General features: G+C 67.0%; 23 protein-coding genes. 9 read left to right on the forward strand and 14 right to left on the reverse strand.

Annotation, left to right across the window (positions count from 1 at the left end; genetic code table 11):
- Positions 1 to 19: 19 nt before the first annotated feature.
- Positions 20 to 178, reverse strand: coding sequence for a hypothetical protein (locus IPJ61_RS04635; RefSeq protein WP_297103642.1), 159 nt, complete (start codon positions 176 to 178; stop codon positions 20 to 22).
- 139 nt (positions 179 to 317) lie between these two features.
- Between IPJ61_RS04635 and IPJ61_RS04640 the strand changes: the two genes are divergently transcribed.
- From IPJ61_RS04640 to IPJ61_RS04655, 4 genes are all read left to right on the forward strand, one after another.
- Positions 318 to 965, forward strand: coding sequence for a GntR family transcriptional regulator (locus IPJ61_RS04640; protein ID WP_297103644.1), 648 nt, complete (start codon positions 318 to 320; stop codon positions 963 to 965).
- Between the two features lie 101 nt (positions 966 to 1066).
- Positions 1067 to 2731, forward strand: a complete 1665-nt coding sequence (locus IPJ61_RS04645; protein WP_297103646.1) for a BCCT family transporter — start codon at positions 1067 to 1069, stop codon at positions 2729 to 2731.
- On the forward strand, positions 2718 to 3848 hold the full coding sequence (locus tag IPJ61_RS04650) for a mandelate racemase/muconate lactonizing enzyme family protein (RefSeq protein ID WP_297103648.1): 1131 nt from the start codon (positions 2718 to 2720) through the stop codon (positions 3846 to 3848). Before IPJ61_RS04645 ends, IPJ61_RS04650 begins: the two co-directional genes overlap by 14 nt.
- Before the next feature lie 701 nt (positions 3849 to 4549).
- The gene (locus IPJ61_RS04655) at positions 4550 to 7402 is read left to right on the forward strand and encodes an FAD-binding and (Fe-S)-binding domain-containing protein (protein WP_297103650.1); all 2853 of its coding nucleotides are present in this window, start codon (positions 4550 to 4552) and stop codon (positions 7400 to 7402) included.
- A gap of 41 nt (positions 7403 to 7443) precedes the next feature.
- Here the strand turns inward: IPJ61_RS04655 and gnd are convergent, their stop codons facing one another.
- Genes gnd through IPJ61_RS04670 form a run of 3 tightly spaced genes read right to left on the reverse strand, consistent with a single transcriptional unit; the run spans position 7444 to position 10187 of the window.
- Positions 7444 to 8328 carry a phosphogluconate dehydrogenase (NAD(+)-dependent, decarboxylating) gene (gnd, locus tag IPJ61_RS04660; RefSeq protein WP_297103652.1) on the reverse strand — a complete coding sequence of 295 codons (885 nt, stop codon included), beginning with the start codon at positions 8326 to 8328 and terminating at the stop codon, positions 7444 to 7446.
- Position 8329: 1 nt separating this feature from the next.
- A complete protein-coding gene (locus IPJ61_RS04665) occupies positions 8330 to 9664 on the reverse strand; it encodes a GntP family permease (RefSeq protein WP_297103654.1) in 1335 nt (444 codons plus the stop codon).
- Between the two features lie 10 nt (positions 9665 to 9674).
- The gene (locus tag IPJ61_RS04670; RefSeq protein WP_297103656.1) at positions 9675 to 10187 is read right to left on the reverse strand and encodes a gluconokinase; all 513 of its coding nucleotides are present in this window, start codon (positions 10185 to 10187) and stop codon (positions 9675 to 9677) included.
- A 159-nt stretch (positions 10188 to 10346) separates the two neighbouring features.
- On the opposite strand from IPJ61_RS04670, the gene IPJ61_RS04675 reads away from it, so the two are divergent.
- Positions 10347 to 11075 carry a FadR/GntR family transcriptional regulator gene (locus tag IPJ61_RS04675; protein ID WP_297103657.1) on the forward strand — a complete coding sequence of 243 codons (729 nt, stop codon included), beginning with the start codon at positions 10347 to 10349 and terminating at the stop codon, positions 11073 to 11075.
- Here the strand turns inward: IPJ61_RS04675 and ybaK are convergent.
- The 8 genes from ybaK to IPJ61_RS04715 all read right to left on the reverse strand — a co-directional run bounded on the left by ybaK (position 11072) and on the right by IPJ61_RS04715 (position 20519).
- Complete coding sequence (gene ybaK, locus IPJ61_RS04680) at positions 11072 to 11575, reverse strand: Cys-tRNA(Pro) deacylase (protein ID WP_297103659.1); 504 nt, start codon at positions 11573 to 11575, stop codon at positions 11072 to 11074. The two genes, IPJ61_RS04675 and ybaK, sit on opposite strands and share 4 nt — an antisense overlap.
- Positions 11576 to 11818: 243 nt before the next feature.
- On the reverse strand, positions 11819 to 13849 hold the full coding sequence (locus IPJ61_RS04685; RefSeq protein ID WP_297103661.1) for a beta-galactosidase: 2031 nt from the start codon (positions 13847 to 13849) through the stop codon (positions 11819 to 11821).
- Complete coding sequence (locus IPJ61_RS04690) at positions 13842 to 15596, reverse strand: cache domain-containing sensor histidine kinase (protein WP_297103663.1); 1755 nt, start codon at positions 15594 to 15596, stop codon at positions 13842 to 13844. The genes IPJ61_RS04685 and IPJ61_RS04690 overlap by 8 nt, the downstream gene beginning before the upstream one ends.
- Positions 15589 to 16443 (reverse strand): response regulator transcription factor, encoded by an 855-nt coding sequence (locus IPJ61_RS04695; protein WP_297103665.1) that lies wholly within the window; start codon positions 16441 to 16443, stop codon positions 15589 to 15591. The genes IPJ61_RS04690 and IPJ61_RS04695 overlap by 8 nt, the downstream gene beginning before the upstream one ends.
- 4 nt (positions 16444 to 16447) lie before the next feature.
- Positions 16448 to 17281, reverse strand: coding sequence for a carbohydrate ABC transporter permease (locus tag IPJ61_RS04700; RefSeq protein WP_297103667.1), 834 nt, complete (start codon positions 17279 to 17281; stop codon positions 16448 to 16450).
- Between the two features lie 10 nt (positions 17282 to 17291).
- On the reverse strand, positions 17292 to 18173 hold the full coding sequence (locus tag IPJ61_RS04705; RefSeq protein ID WP_297103669.1) for a carbohydrate ABC transporter permease: 882 nt from the start codon (positions 18171 to 18173) through the stop codon (positions 17292 to 17294).
- 71 nt (positions 18174 to 18244) lie between these two features.
- The gene (locus IPJ61_RS04710) at positions 18245 to 19546 is read right to left on the reverse strand and encodes an extracellular solute-binding protein (RefSeq protein WP_297103671.1); all 1302 of its coding nucleotides are present in this window, start codon (positions 19544 to 19546) and stop codon (positions 18245 to 18247) included.
- 121 nt (positions 19547 to 19667) lie between these two features.
- Positions 19668 to 20519 carry a PHP domain-containing protein gene (locus IPJ61_RS04715; protein ID WP_297103673.1) on the reverse strand — a complete coding sequence of 284 codons (852 nt, stop codon included), beginning with the start codon at positions 20517 to 20519 and terminating at the stop codon, positions 19668 to 19670.
- A gap of 60 nt (positions 20520 to 20579) precedes the next feature.
- Here IPJ61_RS04715 and IPJ61_RS04720 point away from each other — a divergent pair, with 60 nt between their 5' ends.
- Positions 20580 to 21050 (forward strand): DUF2505 domain-containing protein, encoded by a 471-nt coding sequence (locus tag IPJ61_RS04720; RefSeq protein WP_297103674.1) that lies wholly within the window; start codon positions 20580 to 20582, stop codon positions 21048 to 21050.
- Here the strand turns inward: IPJ61_RS04720 and ku are convergent.
- Together ku and IPJ61_RS04730 are read right to left on the reverse strand one after the other, a co-directional pair.
- Positions 21047 to 21856 carry a non-homologous end joining protein Ku gene (gene ku / locus IPJ61_RS04725; RefSeq protein ID WP_297103677.1) on the reverse strand — a complete coding sequence of 270 codons (810 nt, stop codon included), beginning with the start codon at positions 21854 to 21856 and terminating at the stop codon, positions 21047 to 21049. The two genes, IPJ61_RS04720 and ku, sit on opposite strands and share 4 nt — an antisense overlap.
- A gap of 9 nt (positions 21857 to 21865) precedes the next feature.
- Positions 21866 to 22333 (reverse strand): DUF6912 family protein, encoded by a 468-nt coding sequence (locus IPJ61_RS04730; RefSeq protein ID WP_297103679.1) that lies wholly within the window; start codon positions 22331 to 22333, stop codon positions 21866 to 21868.
- A gap of 38 nt (positions 22334 to 22371) precedes the next feature.
- Between IPJ61_RS04730 and IPJ61_RS04735 the strand changes: the two genes are divergently transcribed.
- From IPJ61_RS04735 to IPJ61_RS04745, 3 genes are all read left to right on the forward strand, one after another.
- Complete coding sequence (locus IPJ61_RS04735) at positions 22372 to 22704, forward strand: cupredoxin domain-containing protein (protein WP_297103682.1); 333 nt, start codon at positions 22372 to 22374, stop codon at positions 22702 to 22704.
- Complete coding sequence (locus IPJ61_RS04740; protein WP_297103684.1) at positions 22701 to 23960, forward strand: hypothetical protein; 1260 nt, start codon at positions 22701 to 22703, stop codon at positions 23958 to 23960. Before IPJ61_RS04735 ends, IPJ61_RS04740 begins: the two co-directional genes overlap by 4 nt.
- A gap of 106 nt (positions 23961 to 24066) precedes the next feature.
- The gene (locus tag IPJ61_RS04745; RefSeq protein ID WP_297103686.1) at positions 24067 to 24471 is read left to right on the forward strand and encodes an Rv3235 family protein; all 405 of its coding nucleotides are present in this window, start codon (positions 24067 to 24069) and stop codon (positions 24469 to 24471) included.

Below are 24471 nucleotides of genomic sequence, written 5' to 3' on the forward strand. Positions count from 1 at the left end.
ACCAACGCGTCCGGCGCCGTCACTCAGGCCACTCCTCGCGGAGGCCATCCAGGTACCCCGGCTCGTACATCCCGGAGTAGGCGCCGCTCACTCGTTGCAGGACGTCCAGTCGAGCTGCACGGACCGCGCGGCTATCCGCGGTCTCCGTGAGTTCGTAGCGAGGCTTCTTCGTCGGCATGCGCTGAACGTAGCACGTGACCTCGGAGGCGTTACACCGCTTACCGGCCGTCGGAGTTGACATGCCATTCGGCTCGTCATAGATTGTCTACAATCAGAACATCGGGCAATGGAGCATAGGTATGGCCAGACTGATACGCATGTCGATGAAGGACCGCCTCGTCAACGAGCTGCGGACGAAGATCTTGCATGGCGAGATGAAGCCTCATCAGCGCGTCACCGAGCAAGAGATCGTCGAGGAGTACGGCGTCAGCCGTTCGGTGGTGCGCGAGGCCATGGTGGTCCTGGAACTGCAAGGCCTCCTGTCGAGCACCCCCTACGTCGGAACGACGGTCGCCTCGATCTCGCGTCGCGAGGTGGAGGGGCTGCTGTTGCCGCTTCGGATTCAGATCGAGCAGTTCGCTCTTCGGGAGGGAATACCGAGCTTCGACGCCGACACGTTCGACGCGTTCGCCGATGTGCTGCGGCGCATGGAAAGGGCCGTCTACGACAAGGACATTCAGGCCTTCAACGAGGTTGACTGGGAGTTCCACGAGCTCATCGTCGTCTCCTCGCAGTCAGACACTGCGCGCCTCACCTGGGACGCGATCCACCCCAGGATCGTGATGCATTTCGCGATCCAGACAGGACGCAGCGGGGCGCTACCCCAGTTCCTCGCGGATCATCGGCAACTGGTCGAAGTGTTCCGCACGGGCGACGTCGAGGCCAGCGTGAACGCGATCGCCTGCCATATCCACGACACGAACGCCCCATTCCTCGAGCTGCTCGAGGACTCCGACTCGGCATAACCTCTGCTGGTTCGTCCCCTCGTTGAGCCGCCAGCTCAGCGCCTCCTCTGTCCCCAGCTCTCTTCAGCGACCCCAAGAACACCTCATCAAAGGAGATGCACATGTCCGTTTCCACCGCGCCCGAACAGGCCCCACCCGTCGATGTCGGCCCCAAACCGCGCCCCGACCTGGTCCTCGTCCTCGGCTCCGTCCTCGTCGTCGGCATCGTCGTCGCGGCGCTCCTGATCTGGCCAGACTCCGCCAAGGACAGCGCCAACATGCTGTTCAACGGCTCCACCCGCATCTTCGGCGTGCCCGTCCAGGCGCTCGGCCTCGGCTGCCTCCTGATGGCTGTCGTGTTCGCCGCATCGAGGATCGGTTCCATCAAGCTCGGTGAGGGTAAGCCGCAGTACTCCACTCCCGCTTGGTTGTTCATGTTCATCACCGCCGGTCTCGGCTCGGCGACCATGTACTGGGCGTTCATGGAGTGGGCCTACTACTACCTCACACCTGGCCTCAACATCACGCCCGAGTCGCGCGAAGCGCTCGACATGAGCACCGCGTACGTGTTCTTTCACTGGGGCCCCATCCCGTGGGCGATGTACGTCGTCGCCGGGGTCTCGATGGCTTACTACTTCCATGTACGCAAGGGGAAGCGGCTGAGCTATGCCGGGAATGTCGAGGCCGTGACGAACGGCAGGCTGAAGGCCGACGGTTTGGCCGGTCGCATCATTGACATCCTGTTTCTCTTCGGCACCTTCGGCAGCCTCATCCTGACCGTAACGCTCACCGTGAACACGGTCTCCGCCGGCGTCTCGGGCCTCGCGGGCACCGGAGACAGCCTCTGGCTCAAGACGATCATCCTGCTCTCGAGCGCCCTGGTGTTCGGTATCAGTTCCTACCTCGGCCTAGACAGCGGCCTGCAGCGCCTCGCCAAGCTCGCCGTCGGCGCGACATTCGTCTTCGGAGCGATCATCTTCCTCATTGGCCCCACGGAGTTCATCGCCCACAACACGCTGAACGCGTTCGGCCTCGAGATCCAGAACTTCGTCCACATGTCGCTCTTCACCGATCCCACCGAGGGCGGCTCTTTCGCCCGTGACTGGACCGTCTTCTACTGGCTGTACTGGCTCTCCTACCTGCCCGGTGTCGCGATCTTCATCGCTCGCGTCTCGAAGGGGCGCACCATCCGGCAGACCGTCATCGGCCTGATCTGCGGCGGGTGCGCGGGCATCCTCGTGTTCTTCGGCCCGCTCACCAGCTTCGCAATCGACCGCACGACCTCGGGCGCGATCAACGTGCCACAGGTCTTACAGGACAAGGGTGGCGACTTCGCCGTCGCCGAGTTGCTTGCGAGCCTCCCGCTCGGCGCCGTGTTCTCGGTCGCGTACTTCATCATCATGCTGCTGTTCCTGGCGTCCCACCTCGACGCCACCGCCTTCACAATCTCGACCGTGAGCACCAAGCACCTCCCCCACGGCTCCGACCCCGCCCGTGGCTTCCGACTGTTCTGGGTGTTGATGCTGGTGACTCTGCCCTTCGCGATGATCGCAATCGACGCTGATCTGGGTGTCCTCAAGACCGGCCTCACCCTGACCGCAGTACCGTTCATCTTCCTGATCGTCGCCCAGATCATCGGGTTGGTGAGATGGCTGCGCAACGACATGCAGTACCTGGATCCGGCCACCGGCCTCATGCGGCTTCCTGCGGCGCTCTTGGGCGCCGACGCCTCCGACAACCCGACTCACACCAACTCCGAGGAGAGCACCCACCATGCGGATCACTGATGTCGAGGCCATCTGGCTACGCGTTCCGAAGCTGGATGAATACTGCGAGTGGGGTGATGACGCGTTCCTCGTCCGTGTTCATACCGACGAAGGCATCGTCGGCGTCGGAGAGTCCGACTCCTCTCCTGCCGTGCTGAAAGCGATCGTCGAGACACCCGCGTCGCATTCCTCAAGCCGAGGGCTACGCGAGATCCTGATCGGCGAGAATCCGCTGGACATCGCGCGGCTCTGGCGCAAGATGTTCGACGAGTCCTCCTACCTCGGCCGTCGTGGCGCCGGTATCCACGCGATCAGCGCCATCGACATCGCCCTGTGGGACATCGCCTCGCAAAAGTACGGTGTTCCCATCCATCAGCTTCTCGGCGGCAAGGTGCGCGACGCGATCCCTGCGTACGGCACGTTCATCCCCGACGACGACCCGGCCGCCAACCGGGCAATCACCGAGAGACTGCTCGCCAAGGGCTTCAGCCTGCTTAAGGTGGGTGGTGCCAAGTTCGGCCTCGAGCCCGACCACGACGAAGCGGTCCTGAGCGCCATCCGCGGCGCAGGCGACGACTTCGGCCTGGCCGTCGACCTCGTGTACCGGTGGCGTAACTTCCGCTATGCGCAGGGTCAGATCGAGCGGTTTGCGCACCACGATCTCGCCTGGGTCGAGGAGCCGCTGCCGTCGGACGATCACGAGGGCCTGCGGCGGTTGTCCGACGCGGTATCGGTGCCGATCTCGGGCGGTGAGCCGCTGACCACCCACGCGGAGTTCCGCGAGTTCGTCCGGAACACGCGTCCCGACATCGTGCAGCCGGACATCACCCGAGCCGGCGGCATTACGGAGACGCTCCGCGTCGCCGAGCTCGCGCGGCAACACAGCGTCCGGCTGGTGCCCCATGGCTTCAGCACGGGAATCCTGCTCGCGGCGACGGTCCAGTTCCTGGCCGCGCTGCCGGACGGTGACCTGATCGAGTTCTCGCAGAGCACCAGTCCACTGTCGACCGGACTTGTCACCAACCCGTTCCGGTTGGAGGAGGGCGCCATCCGCGTGCCCGAAGTCCCTGGCCTGGGCGTCCAGTTGGATGACGAGATGATCGAGCGCTACCGCGTCGAGGTGGGATACCGGCGATGAGCTGACGGCGTCTAGCGGGTGGGGATCACATGTGACGGGATCCTCACCCGCCGCGTGACGGCAGCCCTCCGGGATGAGAGCTATGCCAACGCTTACAAGTTGGGTGTCGCACTCGTCTTGCCCCGACGATGCGACGCTCTACCTCGCGCGGTCTGCGGGGAGCCAATGGCATAGATCCAGGTGCCCAAGGTCCAGCACGAACGACACGAAGACTTGCCTCTCGTCGTCGGGCGCCTCCCACTCGACACCTCCATGGGCGCCGAGTGGCTGCTCCTTGCGGATGTCGTCGTACGCGAAGCGCACCTTGGACCTGGTTACCGGGGCGGAAACACACATGCCTTCGCGGAGCAGCCGGTCGCGCCGAGCGGCGAGTCACCTCACGACGACCTCCGACCGAATCCACGCGAGAAAAGCCAAGCCCACGCCGACGGCCGACGGCGTACCAGGCAGCCATCTCGAGCACCCAGCCGCGGCGCGTGCCGGGGGGCTGGTTTCGTTCCGTGCTCACCTCAACCACGTCTGTCTTCGCCATCGCGCGACCCCTTCACCCTTATCAGTGAGCGCACCTTATGCGTCTGTCCCTTCCCCAGGGTGCACCGTTCGCGCCGGCCACTCGGCCGAACCCCGCCCAGACGACCCCTCCCACAGCCGCTCGGAGTCCTGGGCCTAAGCTGAGACTCGGCTCCGATCAAAGGAGAGACGTGGCCAACGACGTAGTACCCGACACCAGCTGGTGGCGCTCCGAGACTGGCGCGATCATCGAAGCAGCGCGGGTCAAGACCCGCGCGATCGATCGTGTCGCCTATGCCTCCGACGCCTCCCACTACCTCCTCACGCCGCGGGCGGTGCTCGTGGTCGCGAACACGACCGAGATGGCTGCCGCCCTGCGAGCCGCCTCCGCCGCCCGTACGCCCGTCACCTTCCGTTCCGGCGGCACGAGCCTTTCCGGGCAGGCCGCGACCGATCAGATCCTGATCGACACGCGACGCGAGTTTCGTCGGATCGATGTCGAGGACGACGGGCGTCGTGTCCGCGTACAGCCCGGAGCGACCGTCCGGCAGGTGAACGCGCGGCTTGCACGCTACGGGCGGCGGCTAGGCCCGGACCCCGCGAGCGAGGCCGCCTGCACCATCGGGGGTGTCGTCGCGAACAACTCAAGCGGCATGGCGTGTGGGACGACGGAGAACACCTACCAGACGCTTGAGTCGATGGTGTTCGTGCTTCCCTCGGGCACGATCATCGACACCGCCGACCCAGAGGCGGACGGTCTCCTGCGCGAAAGGGAGCCGGGGCTCTTCGAAGGAATCCGGAGTCTCCAACGCCGGGTGCGCGGCAATCCCGCCTCGGTCCGGCTCATCACCCGGCAGTTCGCCATGAAGAACACCATCGGCTATGGGATCAATGCCTTCCTCGACTACGACAGCCCTGCCGAGATCCTCGCGCATCTCATCATCGGCAGCGAAGGCACCCTCGCCTTCGTCGCGGAGGCCACTTACCGCACCGTCGCTCTCAAGCCGAAGATGGCGACAGCGCTGACCGTCTTTCCCTCGCTAGACGACGCCACCCAGGCGCTTACCGCGCTGGTGGACACCCGTGCGGCGACGCTGGAACTGATGGACGCCACGAGCATCCGCGTGGGCCAGTCGTTCCCCGACGCGCCACCCCAGATCCTCGGCTTCTCCCCCGACCGACACGCGGCACTCCTGGTCGAGTACCACGCATTCGACGACGACGAGCTGGCGGCACTGACCAGGAGGGGCTCCGACGTCCTCGGCCAACTCCCGCTGCTCGCGCCGGCGCGGCTGTCCACCGACGCGGCCGAGCGTGCGCTCGCGTGGAAGCTGCGGAAGGGGCTCTACGCATCCGTAGCCGGCGCACGTCCACCGGGAACGACCGCGTTGCTGGAGGACATCGTCGTGCCCGTCCCGGAGCTGTCGGGCACCTGCGCGAACCTTCAGGTCCTGTTCGAGCGGCATGACTACCGCGACAGCGTCATCTTCGGCCACGCGAAGGACGGCAACATCCACTTCATGCTGACCGACCGGTTCGAAGAGGGCCCCGCCGTGGACCGCCTCGTCGCCTTCACCGATGACATGGTGGACGTCGTCCTCGCTGCGGGTGGAAACCTCAAGGCCGAGCACGGCACGGGGCGGGCGATGGCGCCTTACGTGCGCCGCCAGTACGGCGACGAGCTCTACGACGTGATGCGGGAGCTGAAACGGCTGTGCGACCCGGCCGGGATCCTCAACCCCGGCGTCCTGCTCGAGGAAGACCCCGACGCGCACGTCCGCAACATCAAGCTCGCCGAGAGCATCGAGGCCGAGGCCGACCGGTGCGTCGAATGCGGCTACTGCGAGCCGGTGTGCCCTTCCAAGGACCTCACCCTGACACCCCGCCAGCGGGTCGTCGTCCGGCGAGCGATCGCGCGGGCCCGCGCCCGCGGTGATCTCGCGCTGGCCGGGGAGCTCGAGCGCGACTACGGCTACGACGGCGTGGAGACCTGCGCCGTCGATGGAATGTGCGTCACGGCATGCCCGGTGTTGATCAACACCGGGCAGCTGGTCAAACGGCTGCGCCGGGAGAACGCGAAGCAGCCGATCGCCTCCGGCTGGAACGCGGCCGCGAAGGTCTGGGGACCGGTCACGCGTACGGGATCCGGCGCGTTGACGCTGGCCGACCGTCTTCCTGCGGGACTCGTCCAGGCGACCACGTCGGCTGGTAGGAAGCTCCTGGGCGAGGACACGGTCCCGGCGTACTCGGCCGACCTTCCCGCAGGGGGTGCCGGCCGTCGACGCCTCCGAGGACGGCAGGGCGATAGTGACGCTCCTCCGGTCGCCATCTACCTTCCCGCCTGCGTGAACAGCCTGTTCGGTCCGGCGGGCGACGGCCCGGGCGCCACGGACGCCTTCGTGCGACTGTGCGAGCGTGCCGGTGTGCAGGTTGTCGTCCCGTCGGAGATCGAGTCGCTGTGCTGCTCGACGCCGTGGACGTCGAAGGGATACCCTGCCGGACGCGCGACGGTCAGCGAGCGAGTCCTTCGGGCCGTGCGGGCAGCGCCGGGCGACGGGCTGCGAATCGTCAGCGACGCGGCGAGCTGCACCGAGGGCTTCGCGCATCTGCTGGACGACGCCGGCGTGGAGTTCATCGTCCAGGACGCGGTCGCGTTCGCAGCCGAGGTGATTCTTCCCCACCTGGGAGGGCTGGAGCCCGTGGTCGACTCGCTCGTGTTGCACCCCACCTGTTCGTCCACGCAGATGGGCCTGAATTCCTCGTTGCAGAAGATCGCGGAGGCGGTGGCGACGACGGTGATCGTGCCCGACGCATGGGGTTGCTGCGCCTTCGCGGGCGACCGAGGGATGCTGCATCCTGAGCTGACCGCAAGCGCAACCGCTGCCGAGGCCGCCGAGGTGCGGGCGCTCCACGCCGACGGTCACGCCTCGTGCAACCGAACTTGCGAGATCGGCATGACGCGCGCTACCGGCCAGCCGTACCACCACATCCTGGAGTACCTGGACCGCGCCGCCGCGCTGCAGGCCGGCGGAGGCGGAGGGTGAGGAGCCTTTCCGGCTCCGCACCCTCCGCCTCCGCGTGACCCCTACGACTGTTGCATGACGGCGTGGCCCCCGAACTGGCCGCGGAGCGCCGAGACCATCTGCATCGTCGGGCTGTTCTCCTGGCGGGAGGCGAACCGGGCGAACAGCGAGGCGGACAGGACCGGCATGGGAACGGCGTTGTCGATGGCCTCAAGGAGCGTCCAACGACCCTCGCCCGAGTCCGTGGTGTATTCGTCGATCTCGGCGAGGTCCGGGGACTCCTCCAGCGCCATGACCAGCAGGTCCAGCAGCCAGGACCGCACGACGGTGCCGCGGGTCCAGGCCTTGAAGCAACCGGGCACGTCGGAGACGGTTCCGTTCTTCTCCAGCAGTTCCCAGCCCTCGGCGTAGGCCTGCATCAGGCCGTACTCGATGCCGTTGTGCACCATCTTCGCGTAGTGCCCCGCGCCGGTCCCTCCTGCGTGGACGAAGCTCTCGTCCCGCGGCCCAGCCGGGCGGAGGGCGTCGAAGATCGGCAGCATCCGCTCGACGTCGGCGTCGGTCCCGCCGACCATCAGCCCGTAGCCGTTCTTGAGGCCCCACACGCCACCGGAGACGCCGCAGTCGAGGTAACCTATGCCGCGCTCGGAGAGCAGGGCCGCGTGGACGGCGTCGTCCTTGTAGTAGGAGTTGCCGCCGTCGATCACGAGGTCGCCAGGCTCAAGGAGGCCGACCAGCTCGTTGACCGTTGCCCGCGTGGGCGCGCCGTGCGGGACCATGATCCAGACGGCCCTGGGACTGCTCAGCCGGGCCACCAGGTCGGGAAGATCCGTGGCGTCGGAGACATCGGGGTTGCGGTCATAGCCGACGACGTCATGTCCGGCGTCGCGGAGACGCTGCGCCATGTTGGCACCCATCCGGCCGAGACCGATCATTCCGAGCTGCATGTCAGACCACCACGCTCAGCGCCAGGACCGACAGCAGGCCGACGACCGACAACACGGTCTCCATCAGCGACCAGGTCTTGAAGGTCTCGCCGACCGTCATGCCGAAGTACTCCTTGACAAGCCAGAAGCCGGCGTCGTTGACGTGGCTCAGGAAGACCGAACCGGAGCCGATGGCCAGCACCAGCAGCGCCGTGTGGGTGTCGGTGAGGTTCGCGGCCAGCGGGGCCATGATGCCGCCGGCTGTGATGGTGGCGACGGTGGCCGAACCGGTGGCGAGGCGGATCAGTACGGCGACGAGCCAGCCGGCCAGCAGCGGCGGGATGGCCCAGTCGACGATGGCACCGGCGATCACGTCGGCGATGCCCGAGTCGACGAGGGTCTGCTTGAAGCCACCGCCGGCAGCCACGATCAGCAGGATGCCCGCGATGGGTCCGAACGACGAGCCGACGAGTTTGCTGACACCCTCACGGGAAGCGCCCAGCAGGAAGCCCAGCAGGAACATCGCTGCGACGGTGGTGATCAACAGCGCGATCAGCGGGGTGCCGACGAACACGATGGCCTTGCCGAATCCGCTCTCCTCGCTGCCGAGCATCTCGACCAGAGTGCGGGCCAGCATCAGGAAGACGGGCAGCAGGACGACGGTCAGCGCGGCGCCGAAGCTGGGACGCTTCGCATCGGGAGCGGGGCCGTCGCCGCCCAGGAAGCCCTCACGGGCGGGGATCGGGACCCACTTGGCCATCAGCTTGCCGAGAAGCGGGCCGGAGATGATCACACAGGGAATGGCGACCAGGAGGCCGAAGCCGAGCGTGAGGCCGAGGTTGGCGCCGACGGCGTCGATTGCGATCAGCGGGCCGGGGTGAGGCGGCACGAGGCCGTGCAGCGCCGAGAGGCCTGCGAGGGCGGGGATGCCGAGCAGCACGACGGGCAGCTTCGCGCGCTTGGCGGCGAACATGACGACGGGGATGAGGATGACGACGCCGACCTCGAAGAACAGTGGGATGCCGACGACGAACGCGATCAGGGCCATGGCCCATGGCAGGCGCTTGACCGGCGTCTTCGCCATGATCGTGTCCACGATCACGTCCGCGCCGCCAGAGGAGATCAGCAGCGTCCCGATGATCGAGCCCAACACGATCAGCAGGCCGACGCCCGCGACCGTACTGCCGAGGCCCGTGGTGAAGCTGGCGAACAGGTCGGTGTAGGGAACGCCTGCGGCGATGGCCATCACACCTGCGCCGGCCATCAGTGAGAGGAAGGGGTGGACCTTCAGCCAGACGATGAGCGCAACGATGACGGCGATGCCGCCGAGCGCTGCGAGGATGAGCTGTGTCGTCACGAGATGCTCCTTATGCTTCCTGGAGGTGGAGCTGGTTGATGGCCAGCTGGGCGATGGTTTCGATGGAGTGATAGACGTCGAGGATGACGCCCTCTTCATCGGCGTCGAGCGGCTCGAGGGTGGCGAGCTGTGACGGCAGCAGCGTCGGCGGCATGAAGTGGCCGGAGCGCGCTGACAGCCGGTGCTCCAGCAGCTCCGGCGAGCCGACCAGGTGGACGAAGATCGTGCGGCCGGGCGCCGCGCGCAGCCGATCGCGGTAGATCTTGCGGAGCGCGGAGCAGGTGACGATGGTGGACTTGCCTGCCGCGTCCTGTTCGGCGGTCCACTCCGCGATGAGGTCGAGCCACGGCCACCGATCTTCGTCAGTGAGCGGGGTGCCGGAGCTCATCTTCTCGATGTTGGCCTCCGGGTGGAAGTCATCGCCCTCAGCGAGCTCCCAACCCAGTCGATCCCTTAACTCTTCGGCGACGGTGGACTTGCCGCAGCCTGCGACACCCATCACCACGAGATGCACGTTTGTCATCTTTGACCTTCCTTCAGGCACTGCCTTCGTGCCATTGAGAGGACTCTAGATCTCATTAAGAGTCTTTGTCAAGCATTGCGTAATATCATATTTTCGCTGGTGCGCCTCAGAGCGCTGACTGGTACGCTCAATCCAGCGATGACACAGGGAGGGAGCGCTATGCCGAGCATCGATGAGGAGGGCGGCCTCCTCCACCACGGCATCTCCCGGTCGCTCGGCATCGAGATCATCGACGGCGTGTGGCGGGTCGGCGTCGGGCGCACGCTTGAGGACGTCCAGTCCCGCTTCGGGGTCTCCCGGACCGTGGCCCGTGAGGCGTCGCGCCAGTTGGAGGGCATGGGTCTCGTCCGGACCAAGCGCCGGCTCGGGCTCGTCGCGCAGGGCATCGACTCCTGGAGTGTCCTGGACACCAACCTCATCGACTGGCGCCTGCACTCCACCGACCGCGAGACGCAGATCTACTCGCTGACCCAGCTCCGCCTCGCCGTCGAGCCCGCCGCGGCCGAGAGCGCGGCGCGCTTCGCCTCTATCCACACCCGCGCCCGGCTGCTCCCCTTGGCCTCCGAAATGCGCCGCACCGGTGAAGCGGGACAGTTGGAGGAGTTCATGGAGTTCGACATCGAGTTCCATCGCCTCCTCCTTGAGTCGTGCGGCAACGAGCTCTTCGCGGCACTCGCCAACGTGGTCGCCGTCGTGCTACGCGGCCGCACGGAACTCGGGCTGATGCCCGCGCAGCCGAAGCCGGAGGCTCTCGACGGCCACGAGGCCGTCGCCCAGGCGGTGTTCAACGGCGACGCGGAAGGCGCACGCCTCGCCATGCAGGCTGTCCTGGAAGAGGTGCGTCTCGCGTTCAGCGACGCCGTGCCGCACCAGCGGCACCTGTCCTAGTCCCTCTGCGTTCGACTCCGTGTAATGGGGGCGACGAGCGCCGCCATCGCGACGATCAGGTCGGCGGGTGCGAGCCCGACGCTGAGCCCGCGACGACCACCAGACACGTAGACCGTGCTCAGCCCGAGCGCCGAGTCGTCGACGACGCACGGGTGACACTTCCGCTGTCCCAGCGGCGAGATCCCGCCGACCACGTAGCCGGTGACGCGCTGGGCGACGCTGGGGTCGAGCAGCTGCGCACCCTTCGCTCCGACGGCGGACGCCAGCGCCTTCAGGTCCAGCTGGCTCCCCACAGGCACCACCGCGGTCACCGTCGAGCCGCCGGCGTCGACGAGCAGGGTCTTGAACACGGCCTCCGACGGTAGCCCGAGCTTCTCGACAGCCTCCGGTCCGAACGCGGTGCTCCGCGGGTCGTGGGCGTGCTCCAGCACTTCGTACCGCACCCGCGCCTTGTCGAGCACGGCGAGCGCGGGCGTCGCCGCCCCACGAGCCTTGGCCATCCGCCCACCTCCGATCACCACCAACCTAGCCGAGCTCCAACGCCCCGCTGACCATCCCAACGCGACACTAGGTTGATTCCGTCAGGAGCGGTCATTGGCCAGGTCAAATCCGTTCAATCGCCCGGCGATCTGGGGTTACTCAGGCTGGATTCATCAGCATGATGACGTCCATGACCTCGCTGATCCGGAGCGGTGTGGATCGCTGACGGATTTGACCTGGCTAGCATCGGGCTTGCTGGCAAGCTACAGCCGCGCGATCAGGACCCCGTAGGGCGGGAGTACGACCTCGCCGGAGATGGTCTCGCCCGTGAACAGGTCGACGACCGGGCGCTTCAACGTCACGCGCGCCTCGCGCGCCGGGTAGTTCAGCAGGAACAGGAACCTGCCCTGCTTCCCGCCCCGGACCGCAAGCTCCACCGACGGCGGCGCGTCGACGACGTCCGCGAACGGCGACCGAACGCCGCTGACCGTGAGGAACCGGTCGGCCAGCTCCTCACTGAAGCAGGCGCCCAGGTAGTAGACGGCGCCCTCCCCCACCTTGCGGTGCGTCAGCGCGGGCGCGCCCGCGTAGTAGTCCTGCGTGAACTGCGCGACCACCTCGACCGAGTCGTCGGCGGGTCGGAGCACCTCGTTGAACACCGGAGCGGCGAGCTCCGTGCCGTCCCAGTCGACGGTCATACCCGCGGTGTCGCGGCCGACCAATGTGTAGTCGTCGACGGTGACCCCAGCCCACTCGCCGACGAGCCCCGGCATGGGGCGCATCGGGCACCTGCCAGTCTCGTCCTTGTACCCGGTGCGGGCGCCGAACACCAGCGTGCCGCCGCCCTCGACATAGCCGCGCAGCATGTCAGAGACCTCTCGCGTCATGATCGCAGCGTGCGGGTAGACCAGGAGGTCGTAGCGGGCCAGCTGCTCGGGCGTCGCCGCGCCGAGGAACACGAAGTCGCAGGGCGTATGGGAGGCCTGTGTCGCACGGAACCAGGCATCGTCGCTCGCCCGCGCGACCCGGCCGTGCCAGTCGTCGAGCGAGGCGTCGTACTCGTTGTCGTAGTCCTTCAGGACCGCGACGCGTGCCTCGTACACGGCATCCTCGACGGCAGCAAGCGCCTTCCACTCCTCGGAGAAGCTCTTCAGTTCGGCGAGACGCCGGTTCGGCGTGTTCGCGTAGTCGTTCAGCCCGTGCCAGTAGATCTCCAGGCCCATCGGGCTGGTGCGCCACCGGAAGTAGCTCACCATGTCCGCACCGTGGGCGACCGACTGCAGGCTCCAAAGTCGCAGCTGCCCCGGCTTGGGCATCGGCGCCTCCATCCTGTTGGTCCAGCCGTGGGCGCCCGCCTGCTGCTCCATGATCCCGAACGTCGACGAGACGGAGCGCGTCCATGCGAGGTTCCAGCTCCACTTGCGGTCGAGCAGGTCGCCCTCCGTAGGGCGATGGTTAACGTCGTAGGCGAAGTTCGGATAGGAGTCGAACGTGATGAAGTCGAGGCCCCCGGTCGTCATCAACTCGTTGTAGTCCAAGTTGGGGAAGAGACCGTTGGTGGTGATCCACACGCCGTCGGCCAGGTGGCGGCGGAGGATCTCGGTCTGCAGCCGCGTGAAGGCGACCGCGCTGTGTGAGAAGAAGCGCCGCTCCTCCAGTTCGAGGTGCGGGTTGATCGCGCCGTAGAGTCCCTTCCCGGCCAGGCGCACCTGCTCCCAGTCGCTGTACCTGCGGCTCCAGAAGGTGGTGCCGAGCGCCTCGTTCAGCGCGTCCAGCGTGCCGAACTTGTCGCGCAGGTAGGCGCGGAACGCGTCGTGGTCGCCGTCGGCGAAGAACTCCGCGACCTCGCAGTTGAGCTCGTTGTCGATCTGCCAGCCGACGATCGCCGGGTGCGCGCCGTAGTGCTCGGCCAGCCTCTCGACGATGCGTTCGGAGAACGCCCGGTACTCGGGCGAGTTGTAGCTGTAGTTGCGGCGGGGGCCGTCGAACGCGTGGCCCTCGCGATCGCGGTTGAGGATGCCCGGGTGGTCGTGCTGCATCCAGACGGGTGGGGTCGCCGTCGGGGTGCAGAAGATCACGCTCATCCCCAGGCGCTCGCAGATAGCGAGGAAGTCGTCGAAGTAGCCGACCTCGAACTCGCCGTCGCGCGGCTCAAGCAGCCCCCAGGCGAACTCGGCGATCCGCAGCGTGTCCAGGCCGTGCGCGAGCATCCGGACGACGTCATCCTCCCAGAGCGCGCGGTCCCAGTGCTCCGGGTAGTAGGCGACCCCAAGTCCCCGATAGGCGTTACTCATGTCTCTCCTCAGTGTGTGTGGTGGGTGGTTCGTGGGTGGTGGCGGGCAGCGTGATGGTCACGGTGGTGCCCTCCCCCAGTTCGCTGGCGACGGCCACATGGCCGTCGCCCTGGAAGGTGGCCTCGATGCGTTTGACGACGTTGGCGAGACCGACGGAGTCTGGTTCGCCTGCGGACTCGGCGAGGCCGGGGGCGCCGGCCATGCCGACCCCGTCGTCGGCGACCTCGATGACGAGCAAGCCGTCGCGCAGGAACGCCCGGACGGTGACGGTGCCGGGGCCGAGACTCGGAGCGAGGCCGTGGATGATGGCGTTCTCGACGAGTGGCTGCAGGATGAGGGTCGGCACGAGGAAGTGTGTGGTCGCGGGGTCGATCTCGAAGGCGACGGTGAGCCGGTCGCCGTAGCGGTAGCCCTGGATCTGGAGGTAGTGGCGGAGCTTTTCAATCTCCTCCTCCAACGGCACGTTGTCCTTGGCATCGATCGTGGCGCGCAGCAGGGAACCGAGCGAGCTCGCCATGACGCCGGCGTCGTCGGCGCCTTCGCTGCGGGCCATCCAGTTGATGATGTCGAGCGTGTTGTAGAGGAAGTGTGGGTTGAGCTGCATCCGCAGCGACCGCACCTCGAACTCGCGGCGCGCGTTCTGCTCCGTGTACACGCGCTCGACGAGACCGTTGATGTTGTCGGCCATGGCGTTGAAGGACCCGCCGAGGCGCCCGATCTCGTCGCTGCGGCTGACCTCCGAGCGCTTGTCCAGGTCGCCCTCACCGAACGCGCGCATGTCCGCGGACAGCTGCTGGATGGGCCGCGAAAGGCCGTCCGCGATGACGACTGCAGTGACGGCCGCGAGCGCGAGGATCACCAGGGAGCCGATGATCAATGCGCCGCTCAACTGGTTGATCTCGGCTCGGTAGACGTCGCTCGGGACAACGGCGACGATGCGCCACCCATTGCGGAGCGGCTCGCTGGTAGCGACGTACTGGTCGACGCTGTCGTGGCGCACGGTGCGGAAGGCGTAGGCAGGATCGTCGCCGTCCGCGGGTTGGATAGGCGCGCGGCGGCGCAGCAGGTCGTCATCCGACGCGCTGACGACGAAGCCGTCGGCGTCGACCACCATGATGTCGCCGCCCAGCACCGACTGGGTGCCCGAGATTACGTCTGTCAGGTACCAGAGCGGCACCTCCACCACGAGGGTGCCGAGCGGCTGCTGGGTCGTCGTCGAGTTGATCATCCGGCCGAGGTTCACGGTTCCGCGCGCAGGCGCGCCGGCGGTCCAGACCGGGCCTCCTGCCGCGGCCACGAGCTGATCCTTGGGCACCGTCGCAGGGCCGATGCCCAGGCGCGCCTTGTCGAGCTCGATGCGCTGCCCGCTCAGCGCGCGGACCCAGATGGCGTTGATCTCGTCGTGGAAGAGGACCTGCGACTCGAGGACCGCCTGGGCGCTATTGGCGAGGCGCGCGGACTCGAACGCGCCGACCCCGCCCTGGTTCGCCGCGTCGAGCGCCTTTTGGATGTCGCGGTCGATGAGCACGTTGAATGAGATCTCCTCCACCTTCTGCAGCCTGCTGTCCATCGTGGCACCGGCCTGGAACATGATGTCGTGGCTGTAACGCCGGGCATTGGTCTCCCACGCCCGGCTCCCCACGGCGTAGGCAACGAGGGTCAGGCACACGGTCGGGAGGAGTGCGAGGGAACAGAACGCCAGCACCAGCTTTCGCCGGATGTTCCACCGCGCGGTGGGCCTACGCATTGCCGCGACGCGTGCGCAAGGACGTCAGGGTGAATGCGAGCTTGGCGTCCAGCGGCGTCGTCGGCTCCTTCCTGTACGCGGACGGTGCCACGCCGTACGCGCGCTTGAACAACTGCCCGAAGTGGCGCGAGTCGAGGGCGCCGACCCGCTCCGTGATCCGGACGAAAGACTCCGACGTCTCCCGGAGCAGCCGCGCCGCCTCCTGCACTCGGAGCCCGTTCAGGAGCTCGAGGAAGGTGTAGCCGGTGGCCTTCTTGATCACCCGGCTGAGGTAGATGGAGCTGAAGCTGAGGTCGCGGGACATGGAGGTGAGCGTGATGTGGGAGGTCTGGTTGTCGACGATGTAGCGCAACACCTGGTCGGCGACGCCTTGATGCGAGACCTCGCCGAGGATGATGCCGGCGTCGTCCATGACCAGTTGACGCCGTCCCAGCTCCGCTTCGAGGAGGCGGAGGCGGAGATTGGTCGACTTCGTCTGGGTCACCTGCTCGCCCGCCTTCCGCACGGCCGTCAGGATCTCGTCCGGGCTCGCAGGCTTGAGCAGGTAGGAGGCCACCTTGTAGGTGATCGCCTCCCGCGCCACCTCGAAGTCGCTGTATCCGCTCAGTAGCACGACGCTGGTGCTCAGTCCTTCCTCCACGATGAACCGGGAGAGCTCGATGCCGTCGAGCCCGGGCATCCTGATGTCCGCCAGCATGACGTCGATGACCTCGGTCTGGAGTACTTCGACGGCGTCCACGCCGTTGCCCACCTCCGCCACGAGGTCGACGCCGATGCTCCCCCACGGGAGCGAAACGAGACCTTGGCGGATGACCGGTTCGTCGTCGGCGACGCACAGGCTGATCATGAGGCTATCCCTTCACCGCTCCGGCCGTCATGCCGCTGATGATCTTGCGATGCAGAAGCGAGTAGATGACAACAGTAGGCAGAATCGTGATGACGACGGCGGCGATCATGCCGACGTAGTCAGTGCTGTACCTGCTCTGGAACGACGTCAATCCCACCGGCAGCGTCATCATGTCGGGATCGGCGAGGAAGATCTGCGGGAAGAGCAGGTCGTTCCACGCCGTGATGAACGTGATGACCGCGACGGTGACCAGCGAGGGCACGGACATCGGCACGATGATTCGGAAGAACACCATCGGGACCGAGCAGCCGTCTATCACCGCTGCCTCCTCGATCGACGAGGGAATCGCCTGGAAGAAGCCGACGAGGATCAGGATCGCGATCGGCATGGCGAACACGACGTGCGGGATGATCACCGACCAGTAGGTGTTGATCAGTTGAAGTTGGTTGAAGATCGCGAACAGCGGCACCACCGCGGCATGCATCGGAATGGTCATGCCCAGCAGGAAGAGCGCGAAGACAGGCTTGGCGAGCTTCCACTTCAGACGCGTGATCCCGAAGGCCGCCATGCCGGACAGCAGGGTCGCGGCGATGACGACCGCGCCGGTCACGATGACGGAGTTGACGAAGTAGCGGCCGATGTTGCCCTCGACAAACGCGCGATAGTAGTTGTCGAGCGTCGCGTGCATCGGGAGGCCCCACGGGGAAGCGAACAGCTCCTCCTGGGTCTTGAAGGAGTTGATGACCAGCCAGAGGATCGGATACAGGAAGACGATGCCGAAGAAGATCAGCAGCAGGTAGACGGGCGGGGCCCAGGCACGGGAGAACTTGGCTGTCATGGGTCGGCCCTCAGTACTCGATCTTCTCGGACTTGAACAGGTAGTTGCTTGCGACGATCGCGAGCACGCACAGCAGAAGCAGCGCGTTGGCGATGGCCGAGGCGTAGCCGAACTTCAGGGTCCGGAACGCGGTGGTGAACATGTACGTCGACATGACCTCGGAGGCGTGGTTGGGCCCGCCCCGCGTCATCGCGAAGACGAGGTCGAAGTACTTCAGCGAACCGGTGACGATCAGGATGGCGTCGACCTTCAGCATCGGCCGGATCAACGGGAAGGTGATCCTCCAGAACTGGTTCCAGGACGACGCCCCATCCATGGTCGCGGACTCGAACAGCTCCCCGGGAATGGCGCGCATGGCGGCCAGCTGAATCACGAGGTGATAGCCGACGAACTGCCACATCACCACCACCATGATCGCCAGCATCACGGTGCTCTCCTCCGACAACCACGCCCGTTGGAAGTGCGCGAGGTTCAGCAGCTCGAGGACTTTGTTGACCATCCCGAACTCGGAGTTGTAGATGAACGTCCACGTCAGGCCGACGGCGACGCCACAGACCACCGACGGCAGGAAATAGACGGACTGGAAGAAGTGCCCGCCCCTCACCTTGTGGAAAAGGATGTTGCCCAGGAGGAGCGCGAGCGGCAGGTGCGCGAGCAGCGAGCCCACGACGAGGATCAGGTTGTTGCCGACGCTGCGCAGGAAGATGGAGTCGTTCAGCAGATTCCTGTAGTTGTCGAAGCCGATGAAGGTGCCGGGCGACATGAGGTCGGTGCGGTAGAAGCTCAGGACGACGTTGTAGCCGATCGGGACGAGCCCGAAGGCCAGGAACATCAGCAGGGCGGGGCCGACGAAGAAGACGATGTAGCGCTTGCGGCGCAGCAGTTGTTGCACGAGGTGCTCCTCTGAAAGACGGGCGCGAGGAGACCGGGGAGCCGGCTCAGCGGCTCCCCGGCTCCGAGTGCTCAGCGCTCGGCGTTGGCCTCGGCGAAGGTCTGCAGCTCGTCGAGCCGCGAGGCGGGATCCTGGCCCGCGATGATCGCCTGCGCGGCGTTGTTGAACTCGACGCCCTCGCCGGCACCGAAGACCCGGTCGAACCACGGAGTCACGGCGGTGAGGTCCTGCTGCAGCGCGTTGATCTTGATGAACAGCGGGTTGAGCTTCGCCTCGTCCAACTCCGTGTTCGTGGAGATCAGGTAGCTCGCGTCGTACGCGAAGCCCTCCTGCGCCGTCGTGTCGGAGAACAGCTTGATGTAGGCCGCCGCGGCGTCCGCGTTCTTGGTGTTGGCGCCGACGGCGTACGCCAGGTCGACGTCGCCGACGGCCACGTTCTCGCCCGGGTTGGCCGGCGGGATATTGAACACGTCGATGTCGTCCTTGATCGCGACCCCGTCGCCCGTGAGCGCGGACATGTCCCAGGAGCCCATGTAGTACATGGCGGCCTTGCCGGAGGTGAACAGGTCGCGGCCTTCGTCGTTGGTCATCCCGAGGTAGCCGTCAGGGAAGGCGCCGAGTCCCTGGAGGTCCTTCAGCTTCTCGCCCGCCGCGACGTACCGCGGGTCGTTCCACTTCGCGGTCAAGGCGACCGTCTCGTCGAAGAGCGCGATGCCGGCGTCGGCATTTCCGATCTGCTGCAGCAACTGTCCGGCGATCCACGCGTCCTTCACCGGCGCCGACAGCGGAGTGATGCCCGCGGCCTTGAGCTTCGTGACGACGTCGACGAACTCTGCGTACGTCGTCGGTGCCTCGAGGCCCTGGTCGGCGAAGATCTTGGTGTTGTAGTACATGACCGCTACCGCCGCGCCGTGCGGGACGGCATAGATCTTGTCGTCGAAGGTCACGGGCCCGAAGACGCCGTCATTGAACCGGCCCTTCCACTCGGCGTCGGCCTCAAGGAAGGGCGTGAGGTCGAGGACCTTCTTGCCCGCCACGAACGGCCGCAGATAGCCGGAGCTCCAGGTGAAGAACACGTCGGGCTGCGAGTTGGACGCCATCAACGACGCGAGCTTCGTCTTGTATTGCTCGTTCTCGTACGTCTCGATCCGCATCTCGACGTTGAACTCGTTCTTCTCGTTGAACTCGTCGGTGACCTCGCGGACTACGTCGATGAGCGCCTTGTCCGCGGTTCCGCCGATGAACATGGCGTTCATCACCTTCTTGCCGTCGGAGGTCGACGCGCCGCCGCCTCCCCCGCCGCATCCGGCGAGCGCAACCGCCGCGGCAGCGGCCACGGCCGCGACCTTCAGCACCTTGATTCGGTTCGTCATTGACCTCTCCTCGTTTCCGGCGGCGCATCATCGCCCGCCACCCACAAGGAGCCTAGGAAGCGCGGCACCGCGCGAGAACGAGCAAACCTGACCTCAAGGGTTGCGATCCAAACCTGCGCGGTCAGGCGACACCGCCGCGGCGCTTGATCCGCGACATCAGGTCGCGGAACGCCGACGGGCGGGTCAGGTTCGCGCCCAACGGGTGGTTTCGCTTCCCCAACCCGTGGTAGTCACTTGAGCCGGTCCGCACCAAGCCCAGGCGAGCACCCATCTCGAACAGCAGCGAGCGCGTGTCGTCGTCGTGGTCCGGGTGGTCGACCTCGATGCCCTCCAGGCCGTTCTCGTGGACGAGCCTCTCGATGTAGGGCGCGGACAGCACGTCGCGCCCGCCGCGGGCCCACGGGTGCGCGATGACTGCCACGCCGCCGGCGCCGTGGACGAGGTCGATCGCGCGCTCCAACGGACACGCGTAGCGCCTCACGTAGGCCGGACCGTCGTCGGCGATCCAGCGGGCGAAGGCCTCGTCGCGATGCTCGATGTGGCCGCGCGCCACGAGCGCGTCGGCGACGTGTGGACGCCCGACAGCGGGTGCCCCCTTTGCCGCGGCTTGCACGTCCTCGATGGTCAGTTCCAGTCCCAGCGCGGTCAACCGCTGCACCATCTCCGGGATGCGCGCGCTGCGGTCGACCCGGATGCGGGTGAGTTCGTCGAGGAGCGTGCGGTCGAAGGGGTCACAGCCATAGCCGAGAAGATGCACCGAGCGGCCGCCGTGCTCGGTCGACATCTCGATCCCCGCGACGACCCGCACGCCGATCCGCTTGCCCGCCTCCTGGGCCTCCGCGACACCGTCGAACGTGTCATGGTCCGTGAGCGCGATGACATCGAGCCCGGCCTGCATCGCCTTCATCACCAGACCCGTGGGGGTGTCCGTGCCGTCCGAGACGCTGGAATGGGTGTGAAGGTCGATCTTCATGGCCACATCCTAGAAGGAACCTCCCTTGCACGCGGGCCTGGGGCGACTACTCTTCACCGCATGCAGCTTGCCTACACCCACACCTACGCCGCCGAGCCCACCCGCGTCGTCGACCTCCTCCGCACTGAGGCCTTCCTCACCGATGTCGCCACCCATGCCGGCGCCGTCTCCCACTCGGTCGAGTTGGGCAACGACGCCACCGTGCTCGGCATGAAGCTTCCGGTTCCCTCCCACCTGACGAAGTTCGTCGGCCAGACCGTTCAGCTCACCCAGACCTTCCGCTTCCAGGCGCCCGGCCCCGACGGCTCCATCCGTGGCACCGTCGACGTCGACGTCCCCGGCATGCCGGTGGAGGTGCAGGCCAACGCGCTGCTATCACCGGTCGCCGACGGCACGCGGGCGCACTACACGGGCACGCTGACGGTGCGCATCCCGTTGGTGGGAAAGAAGGTCGAGTCGCAGCTCGAGCCGTTCATCCGCGACGCGTTCGACGGCCTCGAGCGCCGCGCTGCAGACTGGCTGTCCCGCTAGCCGGCCTTTGCCTGCTGCGCCTCCTCGCGGCGCTTGCGGGCCGCCTCGACCGAAGCCTTGAGGGCCGCCATGAGGTCGACGACATCGCCCACGGGGGCCGAGGTGTCGGCGCTCTCGGGCATCTCGACCCCCGCGAGCTTCGCGTTCACGACCTCCATCAACGCCTCGCGGTAGCTGTCGGTGTAGGCATCCGGGTCGAAGGTCCCGACGAGCTGGTCGATCAGGAGCTTCGCCATCGCCATCTCCGCGTCCGTGATCGCGATGTCCGCGTTGGGGGCCGCGAACTCGCCGTCGCGCAACTCGTCGGGCCAGCGCATCGTGTGCATGATCAGCAGGTCGCCCTTGGGCCGCACCATCGCGAGCGCCTCCCGGCTGCGGAGCGCCACCTTCACGATGGCCACCTTGCCCTCCGCCGACAGCGCCTCCCGGAGCAGCACATACGGCTTCTGGCCGGCAGCCTCCGCCTCGAGGAAGTAGGAGCGGTCGAGGAAGGTCGGGTCCACCTCGTCCTCGTTCACGAACTGCACGACGTCGACCGCCTTCAGCGTGCTGAGCGGAAGCTGTGCGAAGTCCTCGTCCGTGAGGACCGCCATGCGGCCGTCGGCGGCCTCGTAGCCCTTCGCGATGTCGGCATAGGCCACGACCTCGCCGCACTTTTCGCACACGCGCTGGTAGCGGACGCGTCCCCCGTCAGTGGAGTGCACCTGACGGAACGCCACGTCCTTCTCCTCGGTTGCGGCGAAGAGCCGGATGGGGATGGAAACGAGGCCGAAGGAGACGGCCCCTTTCCAAATGGCCCTTGGCATGGTTTGCTCCTATCCCCTGCGATACTCGACGACGTCGTTCCACAGCAGGTCGTGCTCGTGCAGCAGGGCCTGCACCTGGGGCAGGTCCCAGGCCTCGTCGATGGTCAGCCCCTTCGAGAGGGCTGCGGCGTCCGCCACGTCGGTACCCGGTTCGTCGGCGAACCATGCGGTGATCGCCGAGGCCGGACAGCTCGTCAGGACGATCTGCCCGTTGTCGGGGTCGTCTCCGGCCCGGACGAGGGCCGGGTCGACCTCCGCGACGACGACGAGCCGCTCACCGTGCGTGGTCAGGGCCGCCACCGATGCCAGCACCAAGGCCGCGTACTCGGCGTCCTCCGAGTCGTTCTCGCCGTATCCCAGCTCCTCGAGCAGGCGCGGCGTAACCGTGTAGGCCACACGGTCGGCGACGGCGATCTCGCCGCTCAGCACGTCCATCTCGGACGCGGCGATGGGCAGGAACACCAGTTGACGCTTCACGGACCCAGCCTATGCCACACGGTAGGCTCGAAGCCGCCATGAAGATCGTGACTTCGCTCCTGTTCCTTGTCCTCGCGGTATCGCTGGCCGCCTGCGGGTCTTCCGCTCCCCCTGCGCCGCAGACCATCCAGCTGGTCGTGACCGATCCCCCGGCGCCGCCGGCGGAGGTGAAGATCCCGCTGGGCGCGGAGGTGACGATCGTCATCACGACGCCCAAGGACGACGAGGCGCACCTCCACGGCTACGAGGTCGAGCTGGACGTTCCCGCCGGCGTGCCAACAGACCTGACCTTCACCGCGAACATGTCTGGCAGCTACGAGCTGGAATCGCACATCACAGAAGCCGTGTGGCTCAACCTGGTCGTGTCGTGACCCTCCTGCACGGGATCGCCTCCCGGCACGACCTCCCCCTACCTTTCGGGTTGGTCGTCGCCGCGGGCGCGGCCGTGCTGGTGATCACGTTCTGGGTCGCGCTGTTCGCGTGGCGCTCGCCGCGCTACCGCGAAGAGCAGGGAACCGAACTCCCGCGGCTCACCCGTCTCGTCGACGCGCGCTGGTTCAGCGGGTCGCTCCGCGCCGTCGGGCTGCTCGTCTGGGGCCTTGCGGCTGCCGCGCTCTCGTTCGGCGTGGATCGCATCGACAACCCGTCCATCGGGTTCGTCTACGTCTGGCTGTGGGTGGGCCTCGTGCCCGCGGCGCTGCTGTTCGGCCAGGTGCACCGTCGTACCAACCCGCTGCGGACGCTGTTGTGGTTCCGTGGCGCCAGTGTCCCTTCGCACGACGAGCCGACGGGATCACTGTTGCCCGCGGCCGGGGCGCTGGCCGTGTTCCTGTTCCTCGAGCTGGTGCAGCCCGGCGGCGCGACCGTCCCGGTGCTGCGCTGGTATGCGGCGGCGTGGGTGCTCTGGGTCGTGGTCGGCGCGCTCGTCACACCGACCTGGATCGCGCGGGCGGACCCGTTCGAGGCCTTCGCCACCACCGTCGCGCGGTTGTCGCCGTGGGCACGATCGGCCCGAGGACTGCTGATGTGGACCAACCCGCTGCGCAATCTCGCGGCCTGGCGCGCGCCGCGCGGGTTGGCGGCCATGTCGTCGGTTCTCCTAGGCGGGACCCTCTTCGACGCGCTCTCGAACACCACCTGGTGGGTACGCGGCACCCAGGGACTGCAGGACGGCACGACGGCGCTGGCGACCGCGGCGCTGCTCGGCTGCATGGCGCTGGTCTTCGGCCTGTTCCGGCTGGGCACGCTCGCCTACCGGGGACTGTCGATGGACGAGCTCGCGCCCGGTCTTGTGCCGTTGGTGGTCGGCTACGCGCTCGCGCACTACGGGACGATGCTCTACCTCGAGGGCCAGCGCACCCTCTTCCGGTTCAGCGACCCGCTCGGCAAGGGGTCGAACCTCTTCGGCCTCATTGAGGCCGCCCCTGACACCAGCCTCCTCGCGTTTCCGACTGTCATCGCGGTCGCGCAGGTCGTCCTCATCGTTGCCGGACACGCGCTCGGCGTCCTCGTGACGCACGACATCGCGCTGCGCACCGCCCCCGTCGGCGCGACGGTGCATCTCCCGCTCCTCTCGGTGATGGTGGCCTTCACCGTCGGCGGCTTGGTCCTGATGTTCGGCGGCTGACGCCGCCTCACAGGGAACTCACAGGGTGTTGTCCGAGTCCGGGTAGGTGTTGTCCGGAGCTCGTGAGGTCTGGCGCCAACCAGGTCGGATCAGCAGGCTGGCCTGCATGTTCGCACCGTCGTTGTTCCCGCCGCCTGTCCCTTCGCCGTCGTACGAGTCGCCACGGCCTCCCGAGCCGGCACCCGCTCCCGTCGTGGTCCTCATCACCGCCCTCGTCGAAGCCATGGCAGGGCGACGCCCGCTGCACCAGTTGCGTCCGCACCTGAACAAGCGGGCATTCCTCACGCTTGTCGACTACGCCGATTCCGGATCCTTCCGGCATACCAAAGCCGCAGGGCTGCGGACCCAGATGCCGACGTCAGCGGCCGTCGAAGCCAGCCTCCGGCTGATGACGGCCTCCCGCTGGGTCACCTGCGTGTTCCGCCTCGACCGGCTCGGACAAGGGCCATGGTGCTGCACGGAGGTCTCCGTGCTGGCGCCCCTGGCTCTCCCCGCGCTCCGGGCGGCGTAG

Source organism: Tessaracoccus sp. (assembly GCF_016714275.1).
In the GTDB taxonomy this organism is placed as follows: Bacteria; Actinomycetota; Actinomycetes; order Propionibacteriales; family Propionibacteriaceae; genus Arachnia.

Bases quoted from the DNA above. Each gene is read 5' to 3' on its own strand.
- IPJ61_RS04745 (WP_297103686.1), top strand. From the start codon at position 24,067: ATGTTCGCACCGTCGTTGTTCCCGCCGCCTGTCCCTTCGCCGTCGTAC.
- IPJ61_RS04700 (WP_297103667.1), bottom strand. From the start codon at position 17,281: ATGACAGCCAAGTTCTCCCGTGCCTGGGCCCCGCCCGTCTACCTGCTG.
- ybaK (WP_297103659.1), bottom strand. From the start codon at position 11,575: ATGGCCAAGGCTCGTGGGGCGGCGACGCCCGCGCTCGCCGTGCTCGAC.
- IPJ61_RS04645 (WP_297103646.1), top strand. From the start codon at position 1,067: ATGTCCGTTTCCACCGCGCCCGAACAGGCCCCACCCGTCGATGTCGGC.
- IPJ61_RS04675 (WP_297103657.1), top strand. From the start codon at position 10,347: ATGCCGAGCATCGATGAGGAGGGCGGCCTCCTCCACCACGGCATCTCC.
- IPJ61_RS04715 (WP_297103673.1), bottom strand. From the start codon at position 20,519: ATGAAGATCGACCTTCACACCCATTCCAGCGTCTCGGACGGCACGGAC.
- IPJ61_RS04635 (WP_297103642.1), bottom strand. From the start codon at position 178: ATGCCGACGAAGAAGCCTCGCTACGAACTCACGGAGACCGCGGATAGC.
- IPJ61_RS04735 (WP_297103682.1), top strand. From the start codon at position 22,372: ATGAAGATCGTGACTTCGCTCCTGTTCCTTGTCCTCGCGGTATCGCTG.
- IPJ61_RS04670 (WP_297103656.1), bottom strand. From the start codon at position 10,187: ATGACAAACGTGCATCTCGTGGTGATGGGTGTCGCAGGCTGCGGCAAG.
- IPJ61_RS04720 (WP_297103674.1), top strand. From the start codon at position 20,580: ATGCAGCTTGCCTACACCCACACCTACGCCGCCGAGCCCACCCGCGTC.
- IPJ61_RS04695 (WP_297103665.1), bottom strand. From the start codon at position 16,443: ATGATCAGCCTGTGCGTCGCCGACGACGAACCGGTCATCCGCCAAGGT.
- IPJ61_RS04640 (WP_297103644.1), top strand. From the start codon at position 318: ATGTCGATGAAGGACCGCCTCGTCAACGAGCTGCGGACGAAGATCTTG.
- IPJ61_RS04690 (WP_297103663.1), bottom strand. From the start codon at position 15,596: ATGCGTAGGCCCACCGCGCGGTGGAACATCCGGCGAAAGCTGGTGCTG.
- gnd (WP_297103652.1), bottom strand. From the start codon at position 8,328: ATGCAGCTCGGAATGATCGGTCTCGGCCGGATGGGTGCCAACATGGCG.
- ku (WP_297103677.1), bottom strand. From the start codon at position 21,856: ATGCCAAGGGCCATTTGGAAAGGGGCCGTCTCCTTCGGCCTCGTTTCC.
- IPJ61_RS04710 (WP_297103671.1), bottom strand. From the start codon at position 19,546: ATGACGAACCGAATCAAGGTGCTGAAGGTCGCGGCCGTGGCCGCTGCC.
- IPJ61_RS04650 (WP_297103648.1), top strand. From the start codon at position 2,718: ATGCGGATCACTGATGTCGAGGCCATCTGGCTACGCGTTCCGAAGCTG.
- IPJ61_RS04685 (WP_297103661.1), bottom strand. From the start codon at position 13,849: ATGAGTAACGCCTATCGGGGACTTGGGGTCGCCTACTACCCGGAGCAC.